Origin of the sequence: Methylotenera versatilis 79 (assembly GCF_000384375.1) — a bacterium.
Lineage (GTDB): Bacteria > Pseudomonadota > Gammaproteobacteria > Burkholderiales > Methylophilaceae > Methylotenera_A > Methylotenera_A versatilis_B.
Map to the genome: position 1 here is coordinate 1679809 of NZ_ARVX01000001.1, position 21768 is coordinate 1701576.

Annotated in this window: 19 protein-coding genes; 12 read left to right on the top strand and 7 right to left on the bottom strand. The window is 43.8% G+C overall.

Annotated features, from left to right (window positions below):
* The 7 genes from purB to METVE_RS0108375 form a co-directional block, all read right to left on the bottom strand.
* Nucleotides 1-1383 carry an adenylosuccinate lyase gene (gene purB / locus METVE_RS0108345; RefSeq protein WP_020168017.1) on the bottom strand — a complete coding sequence of 461 codons (1383 nt, stop codon included), beginning with the start codon at nt 1381-1383 and terminating at the stop codon, nt 1-3.
* A 102-nt stretch (nt 1384-1485) separates the two neighbouring features.
* A complete protein-coding gene (locus tag METVE_RS0108350; protein WP_020168018.1) occupies nt 1486-2946 on the bottom strand; it encodes a bifunctional 2-methylcitrate dehydratase/aconitate hydratase in 1461 nt (486 codons plus the stop codon).
* A gap of 32 nt (nt 2947-2978) precedes the next feature.
* Nucleotides 2979-4124, bottom strand: a complete 1146-nt coding sequence (gene prpC / locus METVE_RS0108355) for a bifunctional 2-methylcitrate synthase/citrate synthase (RefSeq protein WP_020168019.1) — start codon at nt 4122-4124, stop codon at nt 2979-2981.
* Nucleotides 4125-4181: 57 nt separating this feature from the next.
* Entirely contained in the window at nt 4182-5066 is an 885-nt protein-coding gene (prpB, locus tag METVE_RS0108360; RefSeq protein WP_020168020.1) for a methylisocitrate lyase, read from the bottom strand.
* 65 nt (nt 5067-5131) lie between these two features.
* Nucleotides 5132-6121, bottom strand: a complete 990-nt coding sequence (locus METVE_RS0108365) for an HpcH/HpaI aldolase/citrate lyase family protein (protein ID WP_020168021.1) — start codon at nt 6119-6121, stop codon at nt 5132-5134.
* Between the two features lies 1 nt (nt 6122).
* Nucleotides 6123-7187, bottom strand: coding sequence for a MaoC family dehydratase (locus METVE_RS0108370; protein ID WP_020168022.1), 1065 nt, complete (start codon nt 7185-7187; stop codon nt 6123-6125).
* Between the two features lie 12 nt (nt 7188-7199).
* Nucleotides 7200-8081, bottom strand: a complete 882-nt coding sequence (locus tag METVE_RS0108375; protein ID WP_026362076.1) for an HpcH/HpaI aldolase/citrate lyase family protein — start codon at nt 8079-8081, stop codon at nt 7200-7202.
* A 234-nt stretch (nt 8082-8315) separates the two neighbouring features.
* Here METVE_RS0108375 and METVE_RS0108380 point away from each other — a divergent pair, with 234 nt between their 5' ends.
* The 12 genes from METVE_RS0108380 (at nt 8316) to acnB (ending at nt 21736) form a co-directional block, all read left to right on the top strand.
* A complete protein-coding gene (locus METVE_RS0108380; protein WP_026362077.1) occupies nt 8316-9050 on the top strand; it encodes a GntR family transcriptional regulator in 735 nt (244 codons plus the stop codon).
* Nucleotides 9051-10247, top strand: a complete 1197-nt coding sequence (locus tag METVE_RS0108385; RefSeq protein WP_020168025.1) for a malic enzyme-like NAD(P)-binding protein — start codon at nt 9051-9053, stop codon at nt 10245-10247. It begins immediately after the preceding gene.
* A gap of 64 nt (nt 10248-10311) precedes the next feature.
* The gene (gene sdhC / locus METVE_RS0108390) at nt 10312-10719 is read left to right on the top strand and encodes a succinate dehydrogenase, cytochrome b556 subunit (protein ID WP_020168026.1); all 408 of its coding nucleotides are present in this window, start codon (nt 10312-10314) and stop codon (nt 10717-10719) included.
* A gap of 18 nt (nt 10720-10737) precedes the next feature.
* Nucleotides 10738-11106, top strand: a complete 369-nt coding sequence (gene sdhD / locus METVE_RS0108395) for a succinate dehydrogenase, hydrophobic membrane anchor protein (protein ID WP_020168027.1) — start codon at nt 10738-10740, stop codon at nt 11104-11106.
* A 3-nt stretch (nt 11107-11109) separates the two neighbouring features.
* On the top strand, nt 11110-12885 hold the full coding sequence (gene sdhA, locus METVE_RS0108400; protein WP_020168028.1) for a succinate dehydrogenase flavoprotein subunit: 1776 nt from the start codon (nt 11110-11112) through the stop codon (nt 12883-12885).
* A gap of 24 nt (nt 12886-12909) precedes the next feature.
* On the top strand, nt 12910-13668 hold the full coding sequence (locus METVE_RS0108405) for a succinate dehydrogenase iron-sulfur subunit (RefSeq protein WP_026362079.1): 759 nt from the start codon (nt 12910-12912) through the stop codon (nt 13666-13668).
* 34 nt (nt 13669-13702) lie between these two features.
* Nucleotides 13703-13975 (top strand): FAD assembly factor SdhE, encoded by a 273-nt coding sequence (locus tag METVE_RS0108410; RefSeq protein ID WP_020168030.1) that lies wholly within the window; start codon nt 13703-13705, stop codon nt 13973-13975.
* A 91-nt stretch (nt 13976-14066) separates the two neighbouring features.
* Nucleotides 14067-15179: an HpcH/HpaI aldolase/citrate lyase family protein gene (locus METVE_RS0108415; protein WP_020168031.1), complete on the top strand. Its 1113-nt coding sequence runs from the start codon at nt 14067-14069 to the stop codon at nt 15177-15179.
* 61 nt (nt 15180-15240) lie between these two features.
* A complete protein-coding gene (locus METVE_RS0108420) occupies nt 15241-16893 on the top strand; it encodes an acyl-CoA synthetase (RefSeq protein ID WP_020168032.1) in 1653 nt (550 codons plus the stop codon).
* A gap of 12 nt (nt 16894-16905) precedes the next feature.
* The gene (locus METVE_RS0108425; protein ID WP_020168033.1) at nt 16906-18471 is read left to right on the top strand and encodes a fumarate hydratase; all 1566 of its coding nucleotides are present in this window, start codon (nt 16906-16908) and stop codon (nt 18469-18471) included.
* Between the two features lie 163 nt (nt 18472-18634).
* On the top strand, nt 18635-19051 hold the full coding sequence (locus METVE_RS0108435; protein WP_420038362.1) for a hypothetical protein: 417 nt from the start codon (nt 18635-18637) through the stop codon (nt 19049-19051).
* Between the two features lie 93 nt (nt 19052-19144).
* A complete protein-coding gene (gene acnB / locus METVE_RS12595; protein WP_020168036.1) occupies nt 19145-21736 on the top strand; it encodes a bifunctional aconitate hydratase 2/2-methylisocitrate dehydratase in 2592 nt (863 codons plus the stop codon).
* The last annotated feature ends 32 nt before the right edge of the window (nt 21737-21768 follow it).

Below are 21768 nucleotides of genomic sequence, written 5' to 3' on the forward strand. Positions count from 1 at the left end.
TTAGATATGCTTTACCAATTCGGTTGCTTTACCAATATAGCTAGCTGGTGTCATTTCAAGCAGTAATTGTTTCGCTTCTGCAGGAATATTTAAGCCACCAATAAACGTATGCAATGAAACTTTATTGATACCGCCTTTGCCGCGTGTTAATTCTTTCAATTGTTCATACGGGTTTTCAATGCCGTAGCGACGCATCACGGTTTGGATTGGCTCTGCTAATACCTCCCAGCTATTATCTAAATCTTCCGCCAATTTTGCGGCGTTGATTTCTAGTTTATTCAAGCCGCGCAAACAAGAATCGTAACCCAATAATGTGTAGCCGAATGCCACGCCCATATTTCTGAGCACGGTTGAATCGGTTAAATCACGTTGCCAGCGAGAAATCGGTAGCTTTTCAGCCATGTGGCGCAACACGGCATTGGCTAAGCCCAAGTTGCCTTCTGAATTTTCAAAGTCAATCGGGTTGACTTTATGCGGCATGGTAGAGGAGCCGATTTCGCCTGCTTTTACTTTTTGTTTGAAATAGCCAACTGAAATGTAGCCCCAAATGTCGCGATTTAAGTCGATTAAAATCGTGTTAATACGCGCTAAAGTGTCATAAAGTTCGGCCATATAATCATGCGGCTCAATCTGAATGGTCATTGGATTGTAAGTTAACCCTAAATTTTGTACAAATTTTTGCGCAAAACTTTCCCAATCAAATGTTGGGTAAGCGGATAAATGTGCATTAAAGTTGCCAACTGCACCGTTGATTTTCCCTAGAATTTCGTTGTTAACTAATTGTTTTTGTTGACGTTGTAAGCGATACACAACATTGGCTAACTCTTTACCCATAGTGGTTGGCGAAGCCGTTTGGCCGTGCGTGCGTGACAACATCGGTTGATTAGCAAGTTTATGTGATAACTCACTTAATCGCGCAATTAAATCAGCCAAAAATGGCAACATCACAGCATCGCGCGCACTTTTTAGCATTAAGCCATGCGATAAGTTGTTGATATCTTCCGAAGTACAAGCGAAGTGAATAAACTCACTGGCTTTTTTAATCTCTGGATTAATGTCGAACTTTTCTTTAAGCCAGTATTCCAGCGCTTTTACATCGTGATTGGTACGCGCTTCAATCGCTTTTACCTGTGCAGCATCGGCCTCAGAAAAGTTGATGATTGCTGCATCTAGCTCTTGAATTGTTTCTGCACTAAAAGCAGCAATTTCAGTCAATTCTTTGGCGGCTGATAGCGCTTTAAGCCATTCTACTTCTACCCATGCGCGATGTTTAATCAGTGCAAATTCGCTAAAGTAAGGGCGTAAAGCGTCTAGTTTGGTTTGGTAGCGGCCATCAAGTGGAGATAGCGCATTGAGGGTGGTAAGCGACTGCTTTTCTAACATAGGTCTAAGCTTTCAAACGGCGGTTCAATAAACCGCTATTTTACCCTAATTTTGCCCTAGTTAATTTTGGGAGCTGCTGAGCCGCTTACTTTTAGAATCTATTTAAACAACCAACATATCTACAAAAGCATTGACTGAAGTTGCTTCTAATTTAGCTTGGTCTAAACAAAGCGCAAGAATATCCGCCTGTTTTTTAACATTAAATCGGCGTGCTAAATTCACTTGAAATTTCTTCACTAACTCTGGAATTCCTTCACTACGGCGGCGGCGATGGCCGATTGGGTATTCCACCGCGATGTTGTCAGATTGCGTCCCATCTTTAAAAAACACTTGAAGCGCGTTAGCGATTGAGCGTTTTTCTGGATCATGATAATCCTTTGTGTATTCTGATTTTTCTACGCAAACCATTTTGCTGCGAATCGCATCAATGCGTGGGTCAGCTGCGGCGGTATCTTCATAATCTTGCGCGGTTAAATTGCCTTTAAGCAGGCCAATAGCAGCCATATATTGAATGCAATGGTCACGGTCTGCAGGGTTGTCTAGCGGCCCTGTTTTATCAATAATGCGAATCGCTGATTCATGGGTTGTGATGACGATCTTATCGATTTGCGCGATTTGTTCTAAAGTTTGCAACTCTTTGCCTACTTGCGTATTTAATTGAATCGCGCATTCCACTGCTGTTTGTGCATGGAACTCGGCAGGGAAAGAGATTTTAAATAGCACTTGTTCCATCACATAAGAGCCATAGTCACGCTGAAATTTAAAGGCATTGCCATTAAAAAGCACATCGTAAAAGCCCCAAGTTTTTGCAGTTAATGCACTTGGGTAGCCCATTTCGCCTTGCATCGTCATCCACGCCAGTCTCACTGCGCGGCTTGTTGCATCGCCTGCGGCCCATGATTTGCGTGAGCCAGTATTGGGGCTGTGTCTGTAAGTCCGTAAGCTTTGACCATCCACAAACGCATTAGAAACTGCATTGATAATGTCTTCTTTATTGCCGCCTAGTAATTTGGTTACTACCGCAGTTGAGGCGATTTTGACTAAAATTACATGGTCTAAACCGACGCGATTGAAGCTATTTTCAAGTGCTAGAACACCTTGAATTTCATGCGCCTTAATCATGGCAGTCAATACGTCTTTAACTGTTAACGGTGCTTTGCCTTCATTGATATTTTTGCGTGAAATATAATCAGCTACGGCTAAAATTCCGCCCAAGTTGTCAGAAGGATGGCCCCATTCCGCAGCCAGCCACGTATCATTAAAATCTAGCCAGCGAATCATCGCGCCGATATTGAATGCCGCCAAAATTGGGTCTAATTGATATGATGTGCCTGGTACTTTTGCGCCATTTGGTACCACGGTGCCAGCAATTACTGGACCTAATAATTTAGTACAAGCTGGGTAGTCCAATGCTTCAAAGCCGCAGCCTAGCGTATCCATTAAACAATTACGGGCGGTATCAAATGCTTCATCAGATTTAATCTCAAAATCAGCAACATAGTTGGCAATATCTACAATAACTTGGTCAGGGGCAGGGCGAACGTTTGAAATATGGGCAGACATTTAGTACTTTCTAAATAAAATAACTTTGCTAATTAACGATTTTTTAGAGGAACATAAGGCCGATTATCAGGCCCTATATATTCAGCATTAGGTCGAATGATTTTGTTATCAATACGTTGCTCAATCACGTGCGCTACCCAGCCAGTCGTGCGGGAAATCACAAATATTGGTGTGAACATACCAGTTGGAATGCCCATCATGTGATAGCTGGATGCGCTATACCAATCCAAGTTTGGGAACATTTTCTTTTCGCGCCACATCACTTCTTCAATGCGTGAAGAAACATCAAATAACGTCATATTGCCGTTATTTTCACATAACTTGCGGCTAACTTCTTTGATTGATTCATTTCTTGGGTCGGCGATTGTGTAAACCGGATGCCCAAAACCAATGATGATTTCTTTACGCGCCATGCGTGCCAAAATATCGGCTTCGGCTTCATCGGCATTTTTATAACGCTCAATGATTTCCATTGCGGCCTCATTGGCGCCGCCATGTTTAGCACCGCGCAACGCGCCGATTGCGCCGGTGACACAGCTATACATATCAGATAGCGTGCCGGCAATAACGCGGGCTGTGAAAGTGGAGGCGTTAAATTCATGTTCTGCGTAAAGCACCAGAGACGTATTCATGGCGTCGATGTGCAATTGGTCAGGCGCTTTACCATGCAGCACATGTAAAAAGTGCGCAGCAATACTATCATCATCTGTATTCACATCAACGCGTTTGCCGTTGTGGCTAAAGTGATACCAATACAGCAGAATTGAACCAAAGCAGGCAATCAGTCTGTCGCCTAAATCTTGCGCAGCTTGCGTGTTTCGATCAGCCGCCTCTGGCTCTAGCGTGCCTAGCATCGCGCAAGCCGTGCGCATCACATCCATCGGGTGTGCATGTTGTGGAATTTGCTCAAGCACCGTTTTAAGTGCTGCTGGCAATGTGCGTAATTTTTTTAGTTTTGCATGATAAGCAGTAAGTTGCGTTTGATTCGGCAGTTCGCCGTGTATTAATAAGTAGGCGACTTCTTCAAACGTTGCTTGTTTGGCTAGCTCGATAATATCGTAACCGCGATAGTGTAAATCGTTGCCAGTATGGCCGACGGTACAGATTGCTGTACTGCCAGCATTCACGCCTGCAAGCGCTACACCTTTTTTCTTTTTAGGTTCGGTTACTGTTTCCATGCATCAATCTCCCCAATTTTTACCTATGCCAATTTTTTTGTTTACTTTTGGTGTGGATTATTTTTCTTGTTTAAATAATGCGTCTAATTTTTGTTCAAACGCGTGATAGCCCAAGTGTTCATATAAATCTGCGCGCGTTTGCATTAAGTTGACCACATTTGCCTGCGTCCCATCATTTTTTACCGCTTGATACACGTTAAGTGCCGCTTGATTCATGGCGCGGAAAGCGGAAAGCGGATATAAAACCATGCTCACATCTGCTGACCGTAATTCATCCACAGTGAATAATGGCGTGCTGCCAAATTCAGTAATATTGGCTAATACGGGCACATTTACGGCCGCCGCGAACTGTTTATACATACTTAATTCCGTAATCGCTTCAGGAAAGATCATGTCTGCGCCTGCTTCAACACATGCGCTGGCGCGGTCGATGGCAGATTGCAAACCTTCAACCGCCAGTGCATCGGTGCGCGCCATAATAACAAAGTCATCATAGGGTTTTGCATCAACGGCGGCTTTTATGCGGTCAACCATTTCATCCAAGCTGACAATGGCTTTATTGGGGCGATGGCCGCAACGTTTAGCCGAAACCTGATCCTCAATATGCACTGCCGCTGCACCTGCTTTTGCGATTGATTTCACAGAACGTGCAATATTAAAAGCGCCGCCCCAGCCAGTATCGATATCCACCAGTAATGGCGTATCTACAGCATCGGTAATACGGCGCACATCAATTAATACATCTTCTAAAGTAGAAATGCCTAAATCTGGCAAACCCAATGAGCCAGCGGCAACACCGCCACCCGATAAATAAATGGCTTTAAAGCCGCTTTGAGTAGCGAGCATGGCGTGATAGGCGCTGATTGCGCCAATAATTTGTAATGGTTTTTCGGCTTTTAATGCAGCACGAAAACGCGCACCTGCAGTGGTTGGTTGAGTCATTTTTTACTCTAATTTATGGGTTAACTATTTAACTTGTTAGCTAATTTTTTGATTAAATTAGCAGCTTAACTAAAAAAAGCTTGATTCGATTCATCTGAAATCGCCACGCCGGTCAATTTGGCCTTTTGCAACACTTCCCAGAAATAACGATAAGTCGCTCTGTCATGCAACTCGCCCGCATATTGAATCGGCCCCCAATTGGCGGCTTGCGCAGTCAGCAGAATATTGGCCGCATCCGACACCTCATCAAAGTTGGGTTTCATTGCATCTACAATCGCTTCAATTTGCGTGGGATAAATACTCCACATGCGCATAAATCCAAACTCATTACGGGCACGACTGGCATCAGAATAAGTGGTTTCTACATTTTTTAAATCCAGCGTCACGTTATGTGCCGGCACGATTCCGTTTGCTAAAGCGGCTGAAACGACCTCTACTTTTGCGCGCGCTAATAAGCGATGCTCAAATTGCCCCGGGCTACGCATCGCACTGGCTGGAATGGCGCCATGATGCGCGCTGACAAAATCCATTAAGCCGAAATCCAGCACTTGAATCCAAGGTAATTTGGCGATTTCATGCACTTGGTTTAACGCGCCATGCGTTTCAATCAGAAGATGTACTGGAATCAAACGTTCGATGCCATTAAAAGTAGCCGTTTTTTGAATATATACGATCATTTCATTGGCTTGCGACAAGCTGGTGCACTTCGGAATAGTGATATAACTCAATAGCTTACCAGCGCCAGCAACCAGAATATCAATATCTAATTTCCAGGCTGGGTGCGTGTAATCATGAATGCGTACACCCGCCATTTTGTGTTTATTCGCTTCAGAATTCAGCACACGTACAATCATTTCGGCATGTTCGCGCTCTTGTCCGCTAGCCGCGCCATCTTCACAATCGCAAGTAATATCAAATAATGGACCAATGCTGTCTTGCAGGCCAAGTGCTTTTAAAATAAGTTTTTCGCTACCAGCAAAATGTTCACAAGCAGGAATCAGCGGAAACGATTTTTCACCGCCGAATAAAGCTTCATTTGGATGTACTGCTGCCATGTTAATGATTTCCTTTTTTAGGTATCGCGACCGTGTAATCTAAATCGAGCACCACATTTGGGTGGTAGCCTTTATCTGTTTTAATCTCTGTTACATCACTTGCCGACATGTTTTTAATGCCAACCATGCGCAGCCTTAATGCACCAAAATCGCTACTGGTTAATTGCCATGTATCCAATACTTCGGTTGCGCAGTAAATAGTGTCGCCAGCAAATGTGGGATTTGCGTGAGTGCCCGCATTAATTGCTAGCACCGATATTGCATTTTCAAGTCCATCAAAACTTAAAGAGCGACACATTGAAATCGCCACGCCGCCATAAACCAAGCGTTTGCCATAGTTTGAATTTTTCATTAGAAAGTCATCAAAATGTAGACGCGCATTATTTTGATAAAGATGCGTCGCAAGCGAGTGGTCGCTATCATTAATTGTTAAGCCAGCCGCATGGTTAATGCGTTCGCCTACTTGATAATCTTCCCAATAATATTGCCCACCAGTGATTTTTGAATCAAAGTTTTTGGCTGAAACTCTGCTAGGTAAGCTTAAATTTTCAGGCGCGACAAAGGTCGGTAATTCTGGAGTTGTCGTTTCAGGCGCAGGTAAATCTAGATTATTTTTATGCACCATCACCCAGCGCACCCAGCTTAAAACGGGATGGTTATGTTGATTATGTGCGGTAGAACGCACCCAAACTACGCCGCTTTTTCCATTGGAGTTTTGTTTTAAGCCAATCACCTGACTGGATGTTGAAAGCGTATCGCCTACAAAAACGGGTTGAATAAAGCGCACATCGGCATAGCCTAAGTTGGCTACCGCATTCACGGAAATATCAGGCACTGTTTTGCCAAAAGCAATATGAAAAGCTAGTAAGTCATCTACAGGTGCGGTTTTGTAGCCCAAGCTTTGAGCAAACGGTTCGCTACAAAACAAGGGATTGCGTGAACCATAAAGTGCAATATAGATTGAGCAATCGCCCGCTGAAATCGTGCGTGGTGTGGCGTGTTGAATCACTTCATTCAATGTGAAGTCTTCAAAAAATCGGCCGTTATGGGTTTTGGTAGATTGCATGCTCATCACTTTTTAAATAAATTCTTCTTCTAATTCGGCAATCATCTCGTGCAGTTTTAATAGTCTTTGCGCAGCTTTAACATGATGATGTTCAACCAACTTATCATCCACCACCACAGTGCCACGACCGGAATCATTGGCTTCTTTTAAGGCTTGAATAATCGTGCGTGCATTTTGTATTTCACTCGATTTCGGCGTGTAAGCATCGTTGCTATAGGCAATTTGAGCAGGATGTACTAGCGATTTGCCATCAAATCCCATATCGCGACCTAATCGACAGGCGTATTCAAATGAGTGCATATTTTTAAAGTCACTTGAGATGCCATCCACCACACAGCGGCCATAGGCGCGTGCGGCTAAAATCACCAGCGAAAGTGAGGTTAATATTGCACTGCGCTCATGCGTGACACGTGCATGCAGTTGTGAAATCAAATCGGATGTTGCCATCACAATGCAAGCGATACGATCGCTCGCTGCTGCAATTTCTTTGGCATTTAATACGGCTATCGGGCTTTCTATCATTACCATAATCGGCATATGGCTACCACCAGCTTCGTCCAGCCATTTTAAAGCGGTATGTACATCGTCAGCAGACTCTATATTCGGGAAAAGAATGGCGTCTGCGCCAATGTTTGCAACCGCTTTAATGTCATCGTGACCCCAAATAGAGTCTAAGTTATTCACACGTACAACCACTTCGCGTGAGCCATAACCGCCTTGTTTTACAGCGGCTACAATATTTTCACGCGATTGGATTTTACAGTCGACCAATATCGGATCGCCTAAATCCAGAATGACAGAGTCGGCCGCTAACGTGCGTGCGCGATCTAAATAGTGCAGGTTACAGCCTGGCACATATAGCATTGAGCGGCGAGGACGGAAGCCTAATTCCATATAGTTGGTTCCATTATTAGGGTGCTCCATATATTTGGTATAGATTCCATCAGGGGTTGCAGGTCAAATTAATAGCCCGTTTTTAGCTGATGGATAATAATTAAATTGATTATATAGAGTGCTTAGTTTTAATGTCAACAAATATCTTATGTCTTATATAAGATATAAAACAGTAGACTATTTTGAATGTGTATGATTTAATTGTAGCAACTTCATTCATTTGAGCTTGTTATGATAGATAAAGCCAGCAATTCACCTAGCTACAAACCTTTGTATGACCAAATTAAAGTGCTGCTGACGCAAAGTTTAATCGGCGGAGAATGGCGACCGGGCGAAATGATTCCTAGCGAAATCGATTTGGCTTCGCGTTATAAAGTATCTCAAGGCACGGTACGAAAAGCCATTGATACGCTTGCAGGCGAAAATATTCTAATCCGCCGCCAAGGCAAAGGCACGTTTGTAGCGACGCATAATGAAGAAGGCATCAAGTTACGATTTTTGCGCTTAACTGCCGCAAATGGTCAAAAGGAAGCGCTGCAAAATGAACTGTTAAATTGCAGCAAAACCAAAGCAGATAACCGCATGGCGAGTATTTTAGAAATTAAAGCGGGCGCTGCATTAATTGAAGTAAAAAGGTTGTTAACTTTTTCCGGCAGACCACTCATTTATGATCATATCGTGATTCCCGCCGCGCCTTTTAAAGGGCTTAATGCAACGCGGGTAGAGGAAAATCAAGGTTCTATGTACAGCATGTATGAAACTGAATATGGTATTCGGATGATTCGCGCAGAAGAGCGGCTGACGGCTGTGGCGGCGAATAAAGATGTTGCAGAAGCCTTGAATCTACAGTTGGGTTCGCCTTTATTAAGTATTGAGCGAGTTTCTTATACCTATGGCGATAAGCCGATGGAATGGCGATTAGGCCTTTGCCTCACTGATGATCATCACTATATGAGCGAGTTAGAATAAATGGATGACTTGAAAAAACGCGCGCTGGATTATCACCAATTTCCAAAACCAGGAAAATTGAGTGTCGATTCATCCAAACCTTGTGCCACGCAAGATGATTTATCGCTTGCCTACACGCCAGGTGTGGCCGAGCCCGTGCGCGAAATTCATGCTGACCCTGCAAATGCTTATAAATATACCAACAAAGGTAATTTGATTGCGGTGATCACTGATGGCACGGCGGTTTTAGGTTTGGGCAATATGGGCGCGTTGGCTAGCAAGCCGGTCATGGAAGGGAAAGCGGTATTGTTCAAACGTTTTGCGGGTATTGATGTGTTTGATATCGAGATTAATGCAGCGACGCCTGATGAATTTATTCAAACAGTGGTGAATATTTCACCGACATTTGGTGGTATCAACTTAGAAGATATTGCTGCGCCACACTGTTTTTATATTGAAAATGAGCTTAAACGGCGTTTAGATATCCCGGTTTTTCATGATGACCAACATGGCACAGCGGTGATTGTGGCGGCTGCTTTGTTGAATGCTTTAGAACTACAAGGCAAAACTTTACCAACCGCAAAAATCGTATTTTTAGGCGCAGGTGCTGCAGGCTGTTCTTGTGCGAAATTGCTTAAATTAATGGGCGCTACCAATATTACAATGGTAGATAGAAGCGGCGTATTGGATACGAATCGTGAAGATTTGCATGATAACAATCGCGATTTAGCCATTGCACCTACAGGCGCCTCGGCTTTAGCCGATGTGATGCCACAAGCGGATGTGTTTATTGGCGTTTCTGCCAAAAATGCATTGGATGCCGAGTTGATTAAAGGCATGGCAAAGAATCCGATTATCTTTGCTTTAGCGAATCCAGATCCGGAAATATTGCCTAGCATCGCGCATGCGGTACGTGATGATATTTTGATGGCGACTGGACGTAGCGATTTTCCGAATCAAGTGAATAACGCGCTGTGTTTTCCTTATTTGTTTCGCGGTGCGCTGGATGCAAAAGCCACCAAAATTACCGAAAATATGAAAATTGCCGCGGCAAAAGCATTAAGTGAGTTGGCGCGCGAGCCAGTGCCAGCTGAAGTTTTAAAAGCTTACAACTTGACTGAACTGAAATTTGGCAAAGAGTACATTATCCCTAAACCATTTGATGCACGCCTGTTAGAGCGTGTTTCAGGTGCGGTAGCAAAAGCTGCGCGGGAATAAAGTTAACACTTCAAAACATGCAAAAAATAACGCCTAATAATCGACTTAATAATAAGAAACCTACATGATAAAACTTGGTGATAAAAAACTGGGCGATAAAAAGAAGCTTAGGCCGAAGAACCTAAACTTATTCACCATCCGTTTGCCGATTAACGCCGTGGTGTCTATTTTGCATCGCGCTTCTGGCGTGGGTTTGTTTTTGGCTTTGCCGCTGTTTATATTGGCGTTTAAAACTTCGCTGGATTCACCAAACCATTATTTTTTATTGTCGAATATATTGAATACTTGGTACATAAAATTAATGTTAATTGCACTTTCTTGGGCTTTTTTTCATCACTTTTTTGCAGGTATCAGACATTTATTGCAGGATATTCATTGGATGACGAGTTTACAAAAAGCGCGTTTTTCAAGCCGTTTTGTGTTGTGGTTGGTGGGATTTTCGGTGTGTGTTTTTGCATGGATTATTTGGTAGGTTAATAGGTCGTTCAGTATGTTTATACAACTATTAACCCATAAATATCCTGGCATGCGCTTATGGTTATCGCAGCGTTTAACTGCGGTGGTCATGGCGATTTATATTGTTTCGCTGATAATTTTGCTATTAATAACACAGCCTTTCGGATATGCAACTTGGCAAGAAAGCTATGCTGCTTGGTATGCATTTGCATCACCAGTTTGGTTTAGGTTATCGACATTAGTATTTTTTATGTGTTTGTTAATGCACGCATGGCTGGGCGTAGCAGATGTGCTGAAAGATTACGTATTTAATAAAACGCTACGCGCTTACATGCAAATGGCGGTGGATATTGCGCTGGTGGTTTACTTATTTTGGTTGGTTTATATTTTGTGGAATGTGTAAAGAATGGCAATAGACACAAATAATATCGGCAGACATCAATTTGACGCAGTCATCGTTGGCGGCGGCGGTGCAGGTTTGCGCGCAGCTTTGCAGTTGGCGGAATCAGGCGTTAAGGTCGCTGTGCTGTCAAAAGTCTTCCCAACCCGCTCACACACAGTTGCAGCGCAAGGCGGCATTGCGGCGGCGTTGGGCAATGTGGCTGAAGACAAATGGCTGTGGCATATGTACGACACCATCAAGGGCTCTGATTATTTGGGTGATCAAGATGCCATTGAATTTATGTGCAAAAACGCCGCAAAAGCCATTATTGAGCTGGAACATTTTGGCATGCCGTTTGACCGATTAGAGTCTGGCAAAATATACCAACGCCCATTTGGCGGCATGACGCAAAATTTTGGGGAAAGTCCAATTTCGCGCACCTGTGCGGTGGCCGACAGAACTGGCCATGCCATGCTGCACACGCTTTATCAGCGCAATATCCGCGCCAACACAAAGTTTTTTGTGGAATGGTTTGCGCTAGATTTGATTCGCGATAGCGAAGGTGATGTGCTGGGCGTGATTGCGCTGGAAATTGAAACCGGTCAGATTCATATCATGCAAGCCAAAACTACATTGCTGGCCACAGGTGGTGCAGGCCGTATATTCCAGGCCAGCACCAATGCCTTTATTAATACAGGCGATGGCTTAGGGATGGCAGCACGCGCTGGATTGCCTTTGCAGGATATGGAATTCTGGCAATTTCACCCCACCGGCGTATTGCATGCGGGTGTATTGATTACCGAAGGTGTTCGCGGCGAGGGCGGTTATTTGGTGAATTCTGAGGGCGAACGTTTTATGGAACGTTACGCGCCACATGCCAAAGATTTAGCCAGCCGCGATGTGATTTCGCGTGCGATTTCAACGGAGATTAAACAAGGCCGTGGCGTTGGCAAAAATAAAGATGCGGTGTACCTAAAGCTAGACCATTTGGGCGAAGAGCGCATCAACAAAAGCCTGCCAGGTATACGCGAAATCGCTAAAACGTTTGCCAATGTTGACCCAATTAAAGACCCAATCCCAATAGTGCCGACCTGCCATTACATGATGGGTGGTATCCCCACCAATTTAGATGGTCAAGTGGTTGTGGCTGATGAAAAGTCAGGTGAAAAAGTGGTGAACGGTCTTTATGCCGTCGGTGAATGCGCCTGTGTTTCTGTGCATGGTGCCAATCGTTTGGGCTCTAACTCTTTACTGGATTTAGTAGTGTTTGGTAAAGCCGCTGGTGACCATATGACCGCCACTATCAAATCAAACAATACGCATAAAACCTTGCCAGCAGATGCAGCAGATAAGACTTTGCAGCGCGTCAATCGCCTAGAAAATACACAAGGCGAAAATGTGACCGAAGTAGGCGATGCGATGCGCAAGACCATGCAAACGCATTGCGGCGTATTCCGCTTTCCTGATTTATTGGCAGAAGGTGTGCGCGAAATTGACGTGGTCGAAAAACGTATACCGAATCTGACGATTAAAGATAAAAGCCAAGTATTCAATACCGCAAGAGTGGAAGCGTTAGAGCTGGATAACTTGATTGAAGTGGCTGTAGCGACTATGCATGCGGCGAATAATCGCACAGAGAGCCGTGGCGCACATGCGCGTGAGGATTTTGCCGCACGTGATGATGAAAGTTGGCTGAAACATTCACTGTTTTTTAAGAAAAATAAAGTGTTAAGTTACAAACCAGTGCGCTTAAAACCACAGACTGTTGCATCTTTTGAGCCCAAAGCACGCGTGTATTAAGGTTGATTACTCATGGCTAAACAAATGAAATTTTCGGTGTATCGCTACAATCCAGATGTGGATAAAAAGCCTTATATGCAGGATTACGATATCGCGCTGGAGGATGAAGACCAGATGTTATTGGATGCGCTGATTCGCATCAAGCAGCATGACGATACACTAAGTTTACGTAAATCGTGTCGTGAAGGCGTTTGCGGCAGTGACAGCATGAATATCAATGGCAAAAATGGACTTGCCTGCATCACCAAGTTAAGTGATTTAGAGCAACCGATTGTGCTGCGTCCTATGCCGGGATTGCCTGTGATACGTGATTTGGTCGTCGACATGACGCAATTTTTTGAGCATTACAACTCGGTTAAACCTTACTTGATTAATGATGACCCCTTACCCGAAACTGAGCGTTTGCAATCGCCTGCGGACCGCGCCAAATTAGATGGTATGTATGAATGTATTTTGTGTGGCGCTTGTACCACATCTTGCCCTAGCTTTTGGTGGAATCCTGATAAGTTCGTTGGCCCAGCAGGATTGATGCAAGCCAACCGTTTTATTATGGATAGCCGCGACCAAGCGACAGAAGAGCGTTTAGAAAATCTGGAAGACCCATATCGTTTGTATCGTTGCCATAACATCATGAACTGCGTGGAAGTTTGCCCTAAAAAATTAAATCCAAACGCGGCGATCGCAAATATTAAAGATTTAAAAATCGAACGGGCGAAAGACCAGAGTAATAAGAAGTCAGACAGCAAGCCAGCTAAAAAAATATTTGGTATTACGCTGGGCTAGAACTACCAAGTTAACTCTATAAGGTTAAGCCGAAATGTTAAATGCAGAAAACATGAAAGATGCAGAGTTACGTCGTTTGGCATGGCGTTGCAGGCGCGGCATGCTAGAGCTGGATATCATATTGCAACGTTTTATTACGCAGTATTTTGATGGCTTAACATTGGCGCAATTAAAGGCGTTTGATGATCTGCTTGAGCTGCCCGATAATGATTTTTGGGCTTTGGTTTCCAGCGATAATATCAAACCAAAAAATATAGATACAGTAAATGTTGTGAATAAAATCAGAGCGTTAAACAAAACGCTATAAAGATTCAAACCACTAAGAGTTAGAAAAATCGGCAGTTAGAAAAGTCGACAGATAGCAAAATCAGCAGCGAACAAAATTAGAAAGCAAAGCGATGACTGAAACAACACAAGCATGTAACCCATTAGGCGATTATTGGCCGGGCATTCAGTTGTACTATCCACCTGTAAAATATGCCCCAAGTTTGGGTATTTATGAGGATATGGATCAGGCCGCGGCGCGCATGAAAAAACATGCGCACAACACCATTGCGCATACCTTGGTTTTTGACTTGGAAGATGGTTGCCGTCAAAAAGAAATGAGTCGAGATTTATTGCGCAAAGAATTACCAGCACTGCGCAAAGTGAATGAACGCGTCACGATTGCTATTCGTTGCAATTCATTTCGTACCGACGAATATGAGCAGGATATGCAGTTGGTACGCGATATGGGCGATTATATCGATGTCGTCATGCTGGCTAAAGCGGGCGAGGTTTATGGCGCGGCAGAAGTGCGTGACTTATCCAGTTTGCTCTTGAATGTGAATCCTCATATGACGATTCAGCCGATTATCGAACACCCGAAATCGCTTAAAATTGCGCCAGACTTAATGCAGTACAACACGGTTAAGCATGTGGTATTCGGTATCCATGACTTTTCAAAAGCTATGGGTATTCACATCACGCCAGAAGGCTGGATAGAAGAGCTGCAGTTTTACATGAATCAATTGATGTTTGAGGCGCGGATTGCCGGTAAAGGTGTGATTGGCGGCGTTGAAACATTAATTGGTCAAAATATCATGCCAGAAAAGTTCTTAGAACCGCACGATGTACGCCGCTGGCTGGATTTACATGGCGATAATGAATCACGCATTGTCTACAAACATGCATGCCAAGAAGCGGCGATGGGGCTGACAGGCAAGCAGGTCATACATCCTGGCCATATTCATCTCTGTAAAACCGCCTACACGCCATCGCCTACCGATGTTGCGCAAAAAGTGGCAATTTTAAAAGCAGCAATTGATGCCGATGCTTTGCTGGGTGGCGCGATTAAGTTTGAAGGCGAAATGCTGGATCCGCCGATGTTTGGTAAAGCATTGCAAACACTGTTGCGCGCGCATGCCTTACGCGCATTGAAAACATCAGACAAAGAATTTGCTATTCACGTGTTAGAACAGTTACCCGCGCAAGTGGTACGTCAAAACTGGCCGTATGGTGTATTGCTGTAAATATTGAGCTATTTTGAGTGTTAAGTATTGAATAATTTACATTTTTTTAAGGCTATTTAAGATGGCGTTTGAACAGTTTCCAGAATGGCAATGGCAAATCCCCAGCTATTTTAATATTGGTGTTGCTTGCACAGATCAGCATTTGGGTACGCCGCAAGCCGACAATATTGCCATGATCGTAGAAGACGATTTGTTAGGAACAGCGACGATCACCTTTGCTGAACTGGCGCGTAAAACGGATCAATTTGCCCAGCTGTTAAGAAGTCTAGGCGTAAAAGCGGGTGATCGCGTGTTGATTCGTTTGCCCAACAGTTTGGAATACCCCATCGCATTTTTAGGTGCTATGAAAATAGGGGCGATTTCAGTGCCCACTTCCACTTTATTAACAGCAGAAGAAATTGCCTATTTAGCTAAAGATTCAGGTGCGGCAGTGCTGGTGACTGATGCGCAAGCTTGGCGCTCGATGGAGTCGCAATTAGCGGCTGATTTAAAAAGCATGCCGAATCTCGCGCATGTGTTGCTTTCACAAACGGCTGAACATCATCTGCATGCCAAATTAAATGTATTGAGTTTAGAAGCTGGTTTAAACGCAGTGCAAGATTGCGAGCCAGCTTATCAAACCAAAGCAGATGATGCAGCTTATTTAGTTTATACCTCTGGCACGACTGGTTATCCAAAAGGCGTATTGCATGCGCACCGCGCGTTGCTTGGCCGCCAGCCAGCGGCGCAGTATTGGTTTAATTATGCGCAAGATTCTGATGGCAATTTGAATGACCGCATCATGCATTCCGGCAAGTTTAATTGGACTTATGTATTAGGCTCCGGGTTAATGGATCCGCTATATTTAGGCAAAACCGTCATCGTGCATGAAGGCAAAAATGATGCATTGGTGTGGTTAAATCTGATTCAAAAACATCAAGCCACGATTTTTATTGGCGTGCCAACGATATACAGACAAATTCTGCAAAAAACCACGGCGACAAAAGACGATTTACCCAATTTGCGCCATTACATGAGTGCCGGTGAGCATTTGTCTGATGAAGTGCTTAGTCAATGGCATGCACGATTTGGTTTAGATATTTATGAAGCTGTTGGTATGAGTGAGTTTTCTTATTACTTAAGTCAAAGTCAATTTAGGTCGATTCGTCCTGGTTCAGCTGGATTTCCACAACCAGGTCACCATATCAAGTTGTTGAATCCAGAAACGTTAGAGGAAGTGCCAACAGGTGAAGAGGGCATGATTTGCGTGCCATTAGATGATCCAGGTGTGTTTTTAAACTATTGGAATTTGGCTGAAGAAACGGCAAAATATAAGCATGATGGCTACTTTTTCACAGGAGATTATGCAAAATATGATGCGGATGGTTATATTTGGTTCTTAGGTCGTAAAGATGACATCATTAAAAGCTTCGGTTACCGCGTTTCACCTTACGAAATAGAACGAGTGTACAAAGGTCATCCAGACGTAGCGGATTGCGCAGCGGTGGGTGAGGAAATTGAAAAAGATAAACTATTGGTAGTGATTTATGTGATCTTAAAACCTGATGCGGTTAGCAGCCCAGATGAATTAGTGGCGTTTGGTAAACAACATCTGGCTGCTTATAAAACACCTAAAACAGTATATTTGGCTAACGATTTCCCACGCACCAAAAATGGTAAAATCTTGCGTAAAGACATTCGCCCAATGATTGCCACTGCAAAATCATCAAGATAGTAGCCTTATTAAATGACCATTATTAAACAAGCCGATTTTATTCAAAGCATCGCTGATGCTCTGCAATATATTTCGTACTACCATCCGACTGACTATATTCAGGCGTTGGGAGCAGCGTATAAGTTAGAAGAATCGCCTGCGGCTAAAGATGCGATTGCGCAGATACTCACTAATTCCAGAATGTGTGCAGAAGGCAAACGCCCAATTTGCCAAGATACTGGCATTGTTGTTGCTTTTGTTAAAGTAGGTATGCAGGTGAAATGGGATGCCCAAGGCGAAATAGAGCAGCTAGATATTGAACAAATGGTAAACGAAGGTGTGCGCCGCGCGTACTTGCTGCCAAAAAATAAATTACGTGCTTCGATAGTGACTGACCCCGCTGGAAAGCGTGTCAATACTAAAGATAATACGCCTGCAGTCGTGCATGTTTCATTGGTAGCTGGCGATAAAGTTGAAGTAAGTATCGCCGCAAAAGGCGGTGGTTCAGAGAATAAAGCCAAGCTTGCCATGTTGAATCCGAATGATTCAATTGTAGACTGGATATTAGAAGTTGTGCCCCAAATGGGTGCTGGTTGGTGCCCGCCGGGCATGTTGGGCATTGGTATTGGCGGCAGTGCAGAAAAAGCAGTGTTGTTGGCAAAAGAGTCACTGATGTCGCCAATTGATATGCATGAGCTGAAATTGCGCGCATTAAATTTAACAGATAAGCAAAGTCTTAGTAGGATTGAAGCGTTGCGTTTAGAGATTTTTGAAAAAGTAAACAATTTAGGTATTGGCGCTCAAGGTTTGGGTGGCTTAGCGACTGTGTTAGATGTGAAGATTCTGGATTATCCAACGCACGCAGCCAGCTTGCCTGTGGCGATTATTCCAAACTGCGCAGCTACGCGACATGTACATTTTGTGCTGGATGGTAGCGGTGCGGCAGAACTGACTCCGCCCGATTTGAGCAGTTATCCAGACGTACATTGGGCGCCAAGCGCGCAAGCAAAAAGAGTGAATGTTGATACCTTAACTAAAGCAGATATTGCTGATTGGCAGGCTGGCGAAACGCTGTTGTTAACAGGAAAAATCTTAACAGGGCGCGATGCTGCACATAAACGCATCGCAGCGATGCTGGCAAAAAATGAAACATTGCCAGTGGACTTTACCAATCGTTTTATTTATTACGTTGGTCCAGTAGATGCGGTGGGTGATGAAGCGGTTGGCCCAGCAGGCCCAACCACGGCCACGCGTATGGATGATTATACCGAGCTAATGTTGGGCAAACTCAATTTATTGGGTTCCATTGGTAAGGCAGAGCGCGGCGATGAAGCGCTAAGTGTGATTAAAAAATATAAATCTGTGTATTTAATGGCCGTCGGCGGCGCCGCTTTTTTAGTAAGCAAAGCGATTAAGAAATCGCGTGTGGTGGCTTTTGCCGATTTAGGCATGGAAGCGATTTATGAGTTTGATGTGGTTGATATGCCTGTAACCGTTGCCGTGAGCGCAACAGGCGAATCTGTACATCAAACAGGGCCAGCGATTTGGCAAGATAAAATTGCGAAGCATAAAGTCATTGAAATAATGGCGTTAACTTAAAAAAGCGCATTAACTTAACCTTAAATATGGGTTAAGAATATAGGTTAAGCATGTAAGTTCAGTTCAGTGCCATTAGTCACAGATTGCAATGCGATTTTTGCATTAAACTTTCTGATTATTATGGGTCATAATAATCAAGGTTTTAATGATGAGAGTGCACAAAATGACGATGACTAAATTGCTAGGTAAGCCGTTAGGAAAATTGCTGCAAGCTACTACAGCTATTGGTTTTTTATTTGCGAGCCTACTGATTGTCACGCCAGTTGCAAATGCGGCCGAGCTATTGAAGAGTGCAGATAATATCAGCACTGAAAACGCTAGCGTATTGGATTATCTAACCGATAAAGATGGTAAATACACTGGGCCAACGGTCGAAGACAATATATTGGCGATGGACAGCGATAAAAATGGCTTTGCAGATGTATTTGAAGTGCGCGCTTTTTTAGTGTTAAAACACGGTAAAGATTACCAAAAAGATTTATTAGACAAATGGGAAGCATCTGCCAGCGGTAAAAGTTGCAGTACGCCATTCGCTAAAGAATTAGTGACTGATAAAAATTACACGAATAAAACAAACTAGGCTTAAATTTTTAGCGTTTTACAAATGTGAAACGACTGTAGGTTTGGGCTGGTTTATAATACGATTATTGACTAAAACGAGCCTTAAATTATTATGTTAAAAGCCTATCAAGCGCATGTGTTAGAACGTGCGGCCATCCAACTTCCACCATTGCCATTATCTGCAGAGCAAGTTGCTACGTTGGTCGAACTGTTAAAAAATCCTGCAAAATCTGATGAAGCTTTATTGTTAGATTTACTTGAAAATCAAACGCCCGCTGGTGTGGATACTGCTGCCTATGTTAAAGCCGCATTTTTGGCCGATATTGCCAAAGGTGTTGCAACTTCGCCCCTTATTACGCCAGAAAAAGCGGTGCAATTATTGGGCACGATGTTAGGTGGTTATAACGTGCAAGCGTTGGTTGAGCTTCTTTCTACGCCTATGGCCGCGCATGCAGTAACGGCTTTAAGAAATACTATTCTAATGTTTGATGCATTTCATGATGTTGATCTGTTGATGAAAAATGGTAATGCGCACGCCAAAAAACTGATGGAATCTTGGGCAAATGCCGAATGGTTTACCAGTAAACCTGTATTAGCAGACCAACTGAAAATGGTTGTTTTTAAAGTGGATGGCGAAACCAATACCGATGATTTGAGTCCAGCCCAAGACGCTTGGAGTCGCCCGGACATTCCTTTGCATGCCAAAGCGATGCTAGTGAATAAAATGCCAGATGGCTTAAACAAGATTGAAAGCTTAAAACAAAAAGGCTTGCCGCTGGTTTATGTCGGCGATGTAGTCGGTACAGGGTCTTCACGCAAATCAGCCATTAACTCTGTGCAATGGTTTATGGGTAACGATATCCCGAATATTCCGAACAAGCGCACAGGCGGCGTGATTTTAGGTGCAAAAATCGCGCCTATTTTCTTCAACACAGCAGAAGATTCTGGCGCGTTGCCGATTCAGTGCGATGTATCAAAAATGCAAACTGGCGATGAAATCACTATTTTTCCGTATGAAGGAAAAGTGCTGAATGAAACAGGTGAGGTGATTTCTACGTTTGAGCTGAATCCAGTCACGTTGCCAGACGAAGTGCGCGCGGGTGGCCGTATTCCATTGATTATTGGCCGCGGTTTAACTGCCAATGCGCGTAAAGCTTTAAATTTACCAGAAACGGAAATTTTCATTAAAGCAACGCCAGCGATAGTTTCAACCAAAGGCTATACATTGGCGCAAAAAATGGTCGGCCGTGCTTGCGGTTTGCCAGAAGGTATTGGCGTACGCCCGAATACTTATTGCGAGCCGAAAGCGACTACTGTTGGTTCGCAAGACACCACTGGCGGTATGACGCGTGATGAGCTAAAAGAGTTGGCTTGTTTGGGTTTTAGCAGTGATTTAGTCATGCAAAGTTTTTGTCACACAGCTGCTTATCCAAAACCAGTGGATATTAAGCTACAACACAGTTTGCCAGAATTTATGAGTAGCCGCGGTGGTGTTTCGTTGCGTCCCGGTGACGGTGTGATTCACTCATGGTTAAATCGTTTGATTTTGCCCGATACTGTTGGTACGGGCGGCGACTCACATACGCGTTTTCCAATTGGCATCTCATTCCCTGCAGGTTCTGGTTTGGTCGCATTTGCTGCTGCCACAGGTGCAATGCCGCTGGATATGCCAGAATCAGTATTGGTGCGCTTTAAAGGTGAAATGCAACCTGGTATTACCTTGCGCGATTTGGTGAATGCGATTCCTTACGCGGCGATTCAAGAAGGCACATTAACCGTTGGAAAAACCAATAAACAGAACGTATTTAATGGTCGTATTTTAGAAATTGAAGGCTTGCCGGATTTAAAAGTTGAGCAAGCATTTGAGTTTGCCGATGCTTCTGCAGAGCGTTCTGCCAACGGCTGTACGGTATTACTATCTGAAGCACCAGTGATTGAGTTTTTAAAATCCAACATTGTGCTGATGCAAAATATGATTGAAAACGGCTACGAAGATGCACGCACCTTGCAACGCCGCATTGAGAATATGCAAGCTTGGTTAGCAAAACCAGAGTTGTTGCAGCCAGATGCCGATGCGGAATATGCGCATGTGATTGAAATCGATTTAGCGACGATTAAAGAGCCATTAGTTGCTTGTCCGAATGATCCTGATGACATCAAACCAATGTCAGCGGTGGTTGGCGATAAAATCGATGAAGTATTTATCGGCAGTTGCATGACCAATATCGGCCATTATCGCGCTGCGGCCAAAGTGCTAGAAGGCACAGGTAACATTCCTACGCGCTTATGGATTGCGCCACCAACCCGCATGGATGAAGCACAATTACGTGACGAAGGCGTTTATTCTGTGTTTGGTATTGCCGGCGCGCGCACTGAAATACCAGGTTGCAGTTTGTGCATGGGCAACCAAGCCCGCGTGGCGGATAAAGCAACGGTATTTTCAACATCTACGCGCAACTTTGATAATCGTATGGGTCGCGATGCCCGCGTTTATTTGGGTTCAGCTGAATTGGCTGCTGTGTGTGCTAAATTAGGTCGTATGCCAAGCCATGCTGAATATATGGAAACGATTGGTAGTAAATTACAAAATACGGCTGAAATTTATAAATATTTAAATTTTGATCAAATGACGGAGTACAAAGCCGCATTAGACACTTTAAGCAGCGGCAAAAAAGTGATTCCGATTGCTGAAGTTGCACTTTAAAATTTAAGTCGCCGTAAACTTTAAGTCACCGT

Excerpts from the sequence above, each read along its gene's own strand:
- sdhC (WP_020168026.1), top strand. The coding sequence starts at position 10,312 with ATGATAAAACTTGGTGATAAAAAACTGGGCGATAAAAAGAAGCTTAGG.
- METVE_RS0108375 (WP_026362076.1), bottom strand. The coding sequence starts at position 8,081 with ATGGAATTAGGCTTCCGTCCTCGCCGCTCAATGCTATATGTGCCAGGC.
- METVE_RS0108410 (WP_020168030.1), top strand. The coding sequence starts at position 13,703 with ATGTTAAATGCAGAAAACATGAAAGATGCAGAGTTACGTCGTTTGGCA.
- prpB (WP_020168020.1), bottom strand. The coding sequence starts at position 5,066 with ATGACTCAACCAACCACTGCAGGTGCGCGTTTTCGTGCTGCATTAAAA.
- sdhA (WP_020168028.1), top strand. The coding sequence starts at position 11,110 with ATGGCAATAGACACAAATAATATCGGCAGACATCAATTTGACGCAGTC.
- METVE_RS0108350 (WP_020168018.1), bottom strand. The coding sequence starts at position 2,946 with ATGTCTGCCCATATTTCAAACGTTCGCCCTGCCCCTGACCAAGTTATT.
- METVE_RS0108385 (WP_020168025.1), top strand. The coding sequence starts at position 9,051 with ATGGATGACTTGAAAAAACGCGCGCTGGATTATCACCAATTTCCAAAA.
- METVE_RS0108365 (WP_020168021.1), bottom strand. The coding sequence starts at position 6,121 with ATGGCAGCAGTACATCCAAATGAAGCTTTATTCGGCGGTGAAAAATCG.
- METVE_RS0108425 (WP_020168033.1), top strand. The coding sequence starts at position 16,906 with ATGACCATTATTAAACAAGCCGATTTTATTCAAAGCATCGCTGATGCT.
- METVE_RS0108420 (WP_020168032.1), top strand. The coding sequence starts at position 15,241 with ATGGCGTTTGAACAGTTTCCAGAATGGCAATGGCAAATCCCCAGCTAT.
- METVE_RS0108435 (WP_420038362.1), top strand. The coding sequence starts at position 18,635 with ATGACGATGACTAAATTGCTAGGTAAGCCGTTAGGAAAATTGCTGCAA.
- METVE_RS0108415 (WP_020168031.1), top strand. The coding sequence starts at position 14,067 with ATGACTGAAACAACACAAGCATGTAACCCATTAGGCGATTATTGGCCG.
- acnB (WP_020168036.1), top strand. The coding sequence starts at position 19,145 with ATGTTAAAAGCCTATCAAGCGCATGTGTTAGAACGTGCGGCCATCCAA.
- METVE_RS0108370 (WP_020168022.1), bottom strand. The coding sequence starts at position 7,187 with ATGCAATCTACCAAAACCCATAACGGCCGATTTTTTGAAGACTTCACA.
- purB (WP_020168017.1), bottom strand. The coding sequence starts at position 1,383 with ATGTTAGAAAAGCAGTCGCTTACCACCCTCAATGCGCTATCTCCACTT.
- prpC (WP_020168019.1), bottom strand. The coding sequence starts at position 4,124 with ATGGAAACAGTAACCGAACCTAAAAAGAAAAAAGGTGTAGCGCTTGCA.
- METVE_RS0108405 (WP_026362079.1), top strand. The coding sequence starts at position 12,910 with ATGAAATTTTCGGTGTATCGCTACAATCCAGATGTGGATAAAAAGCCT.
- sdhD (WP_020168027.1), top strand. The coding sequence starts at position 10,738 with ATGTTTATACAACTATTAACCCATAAATATCCTGGCATGCGCTTATGG.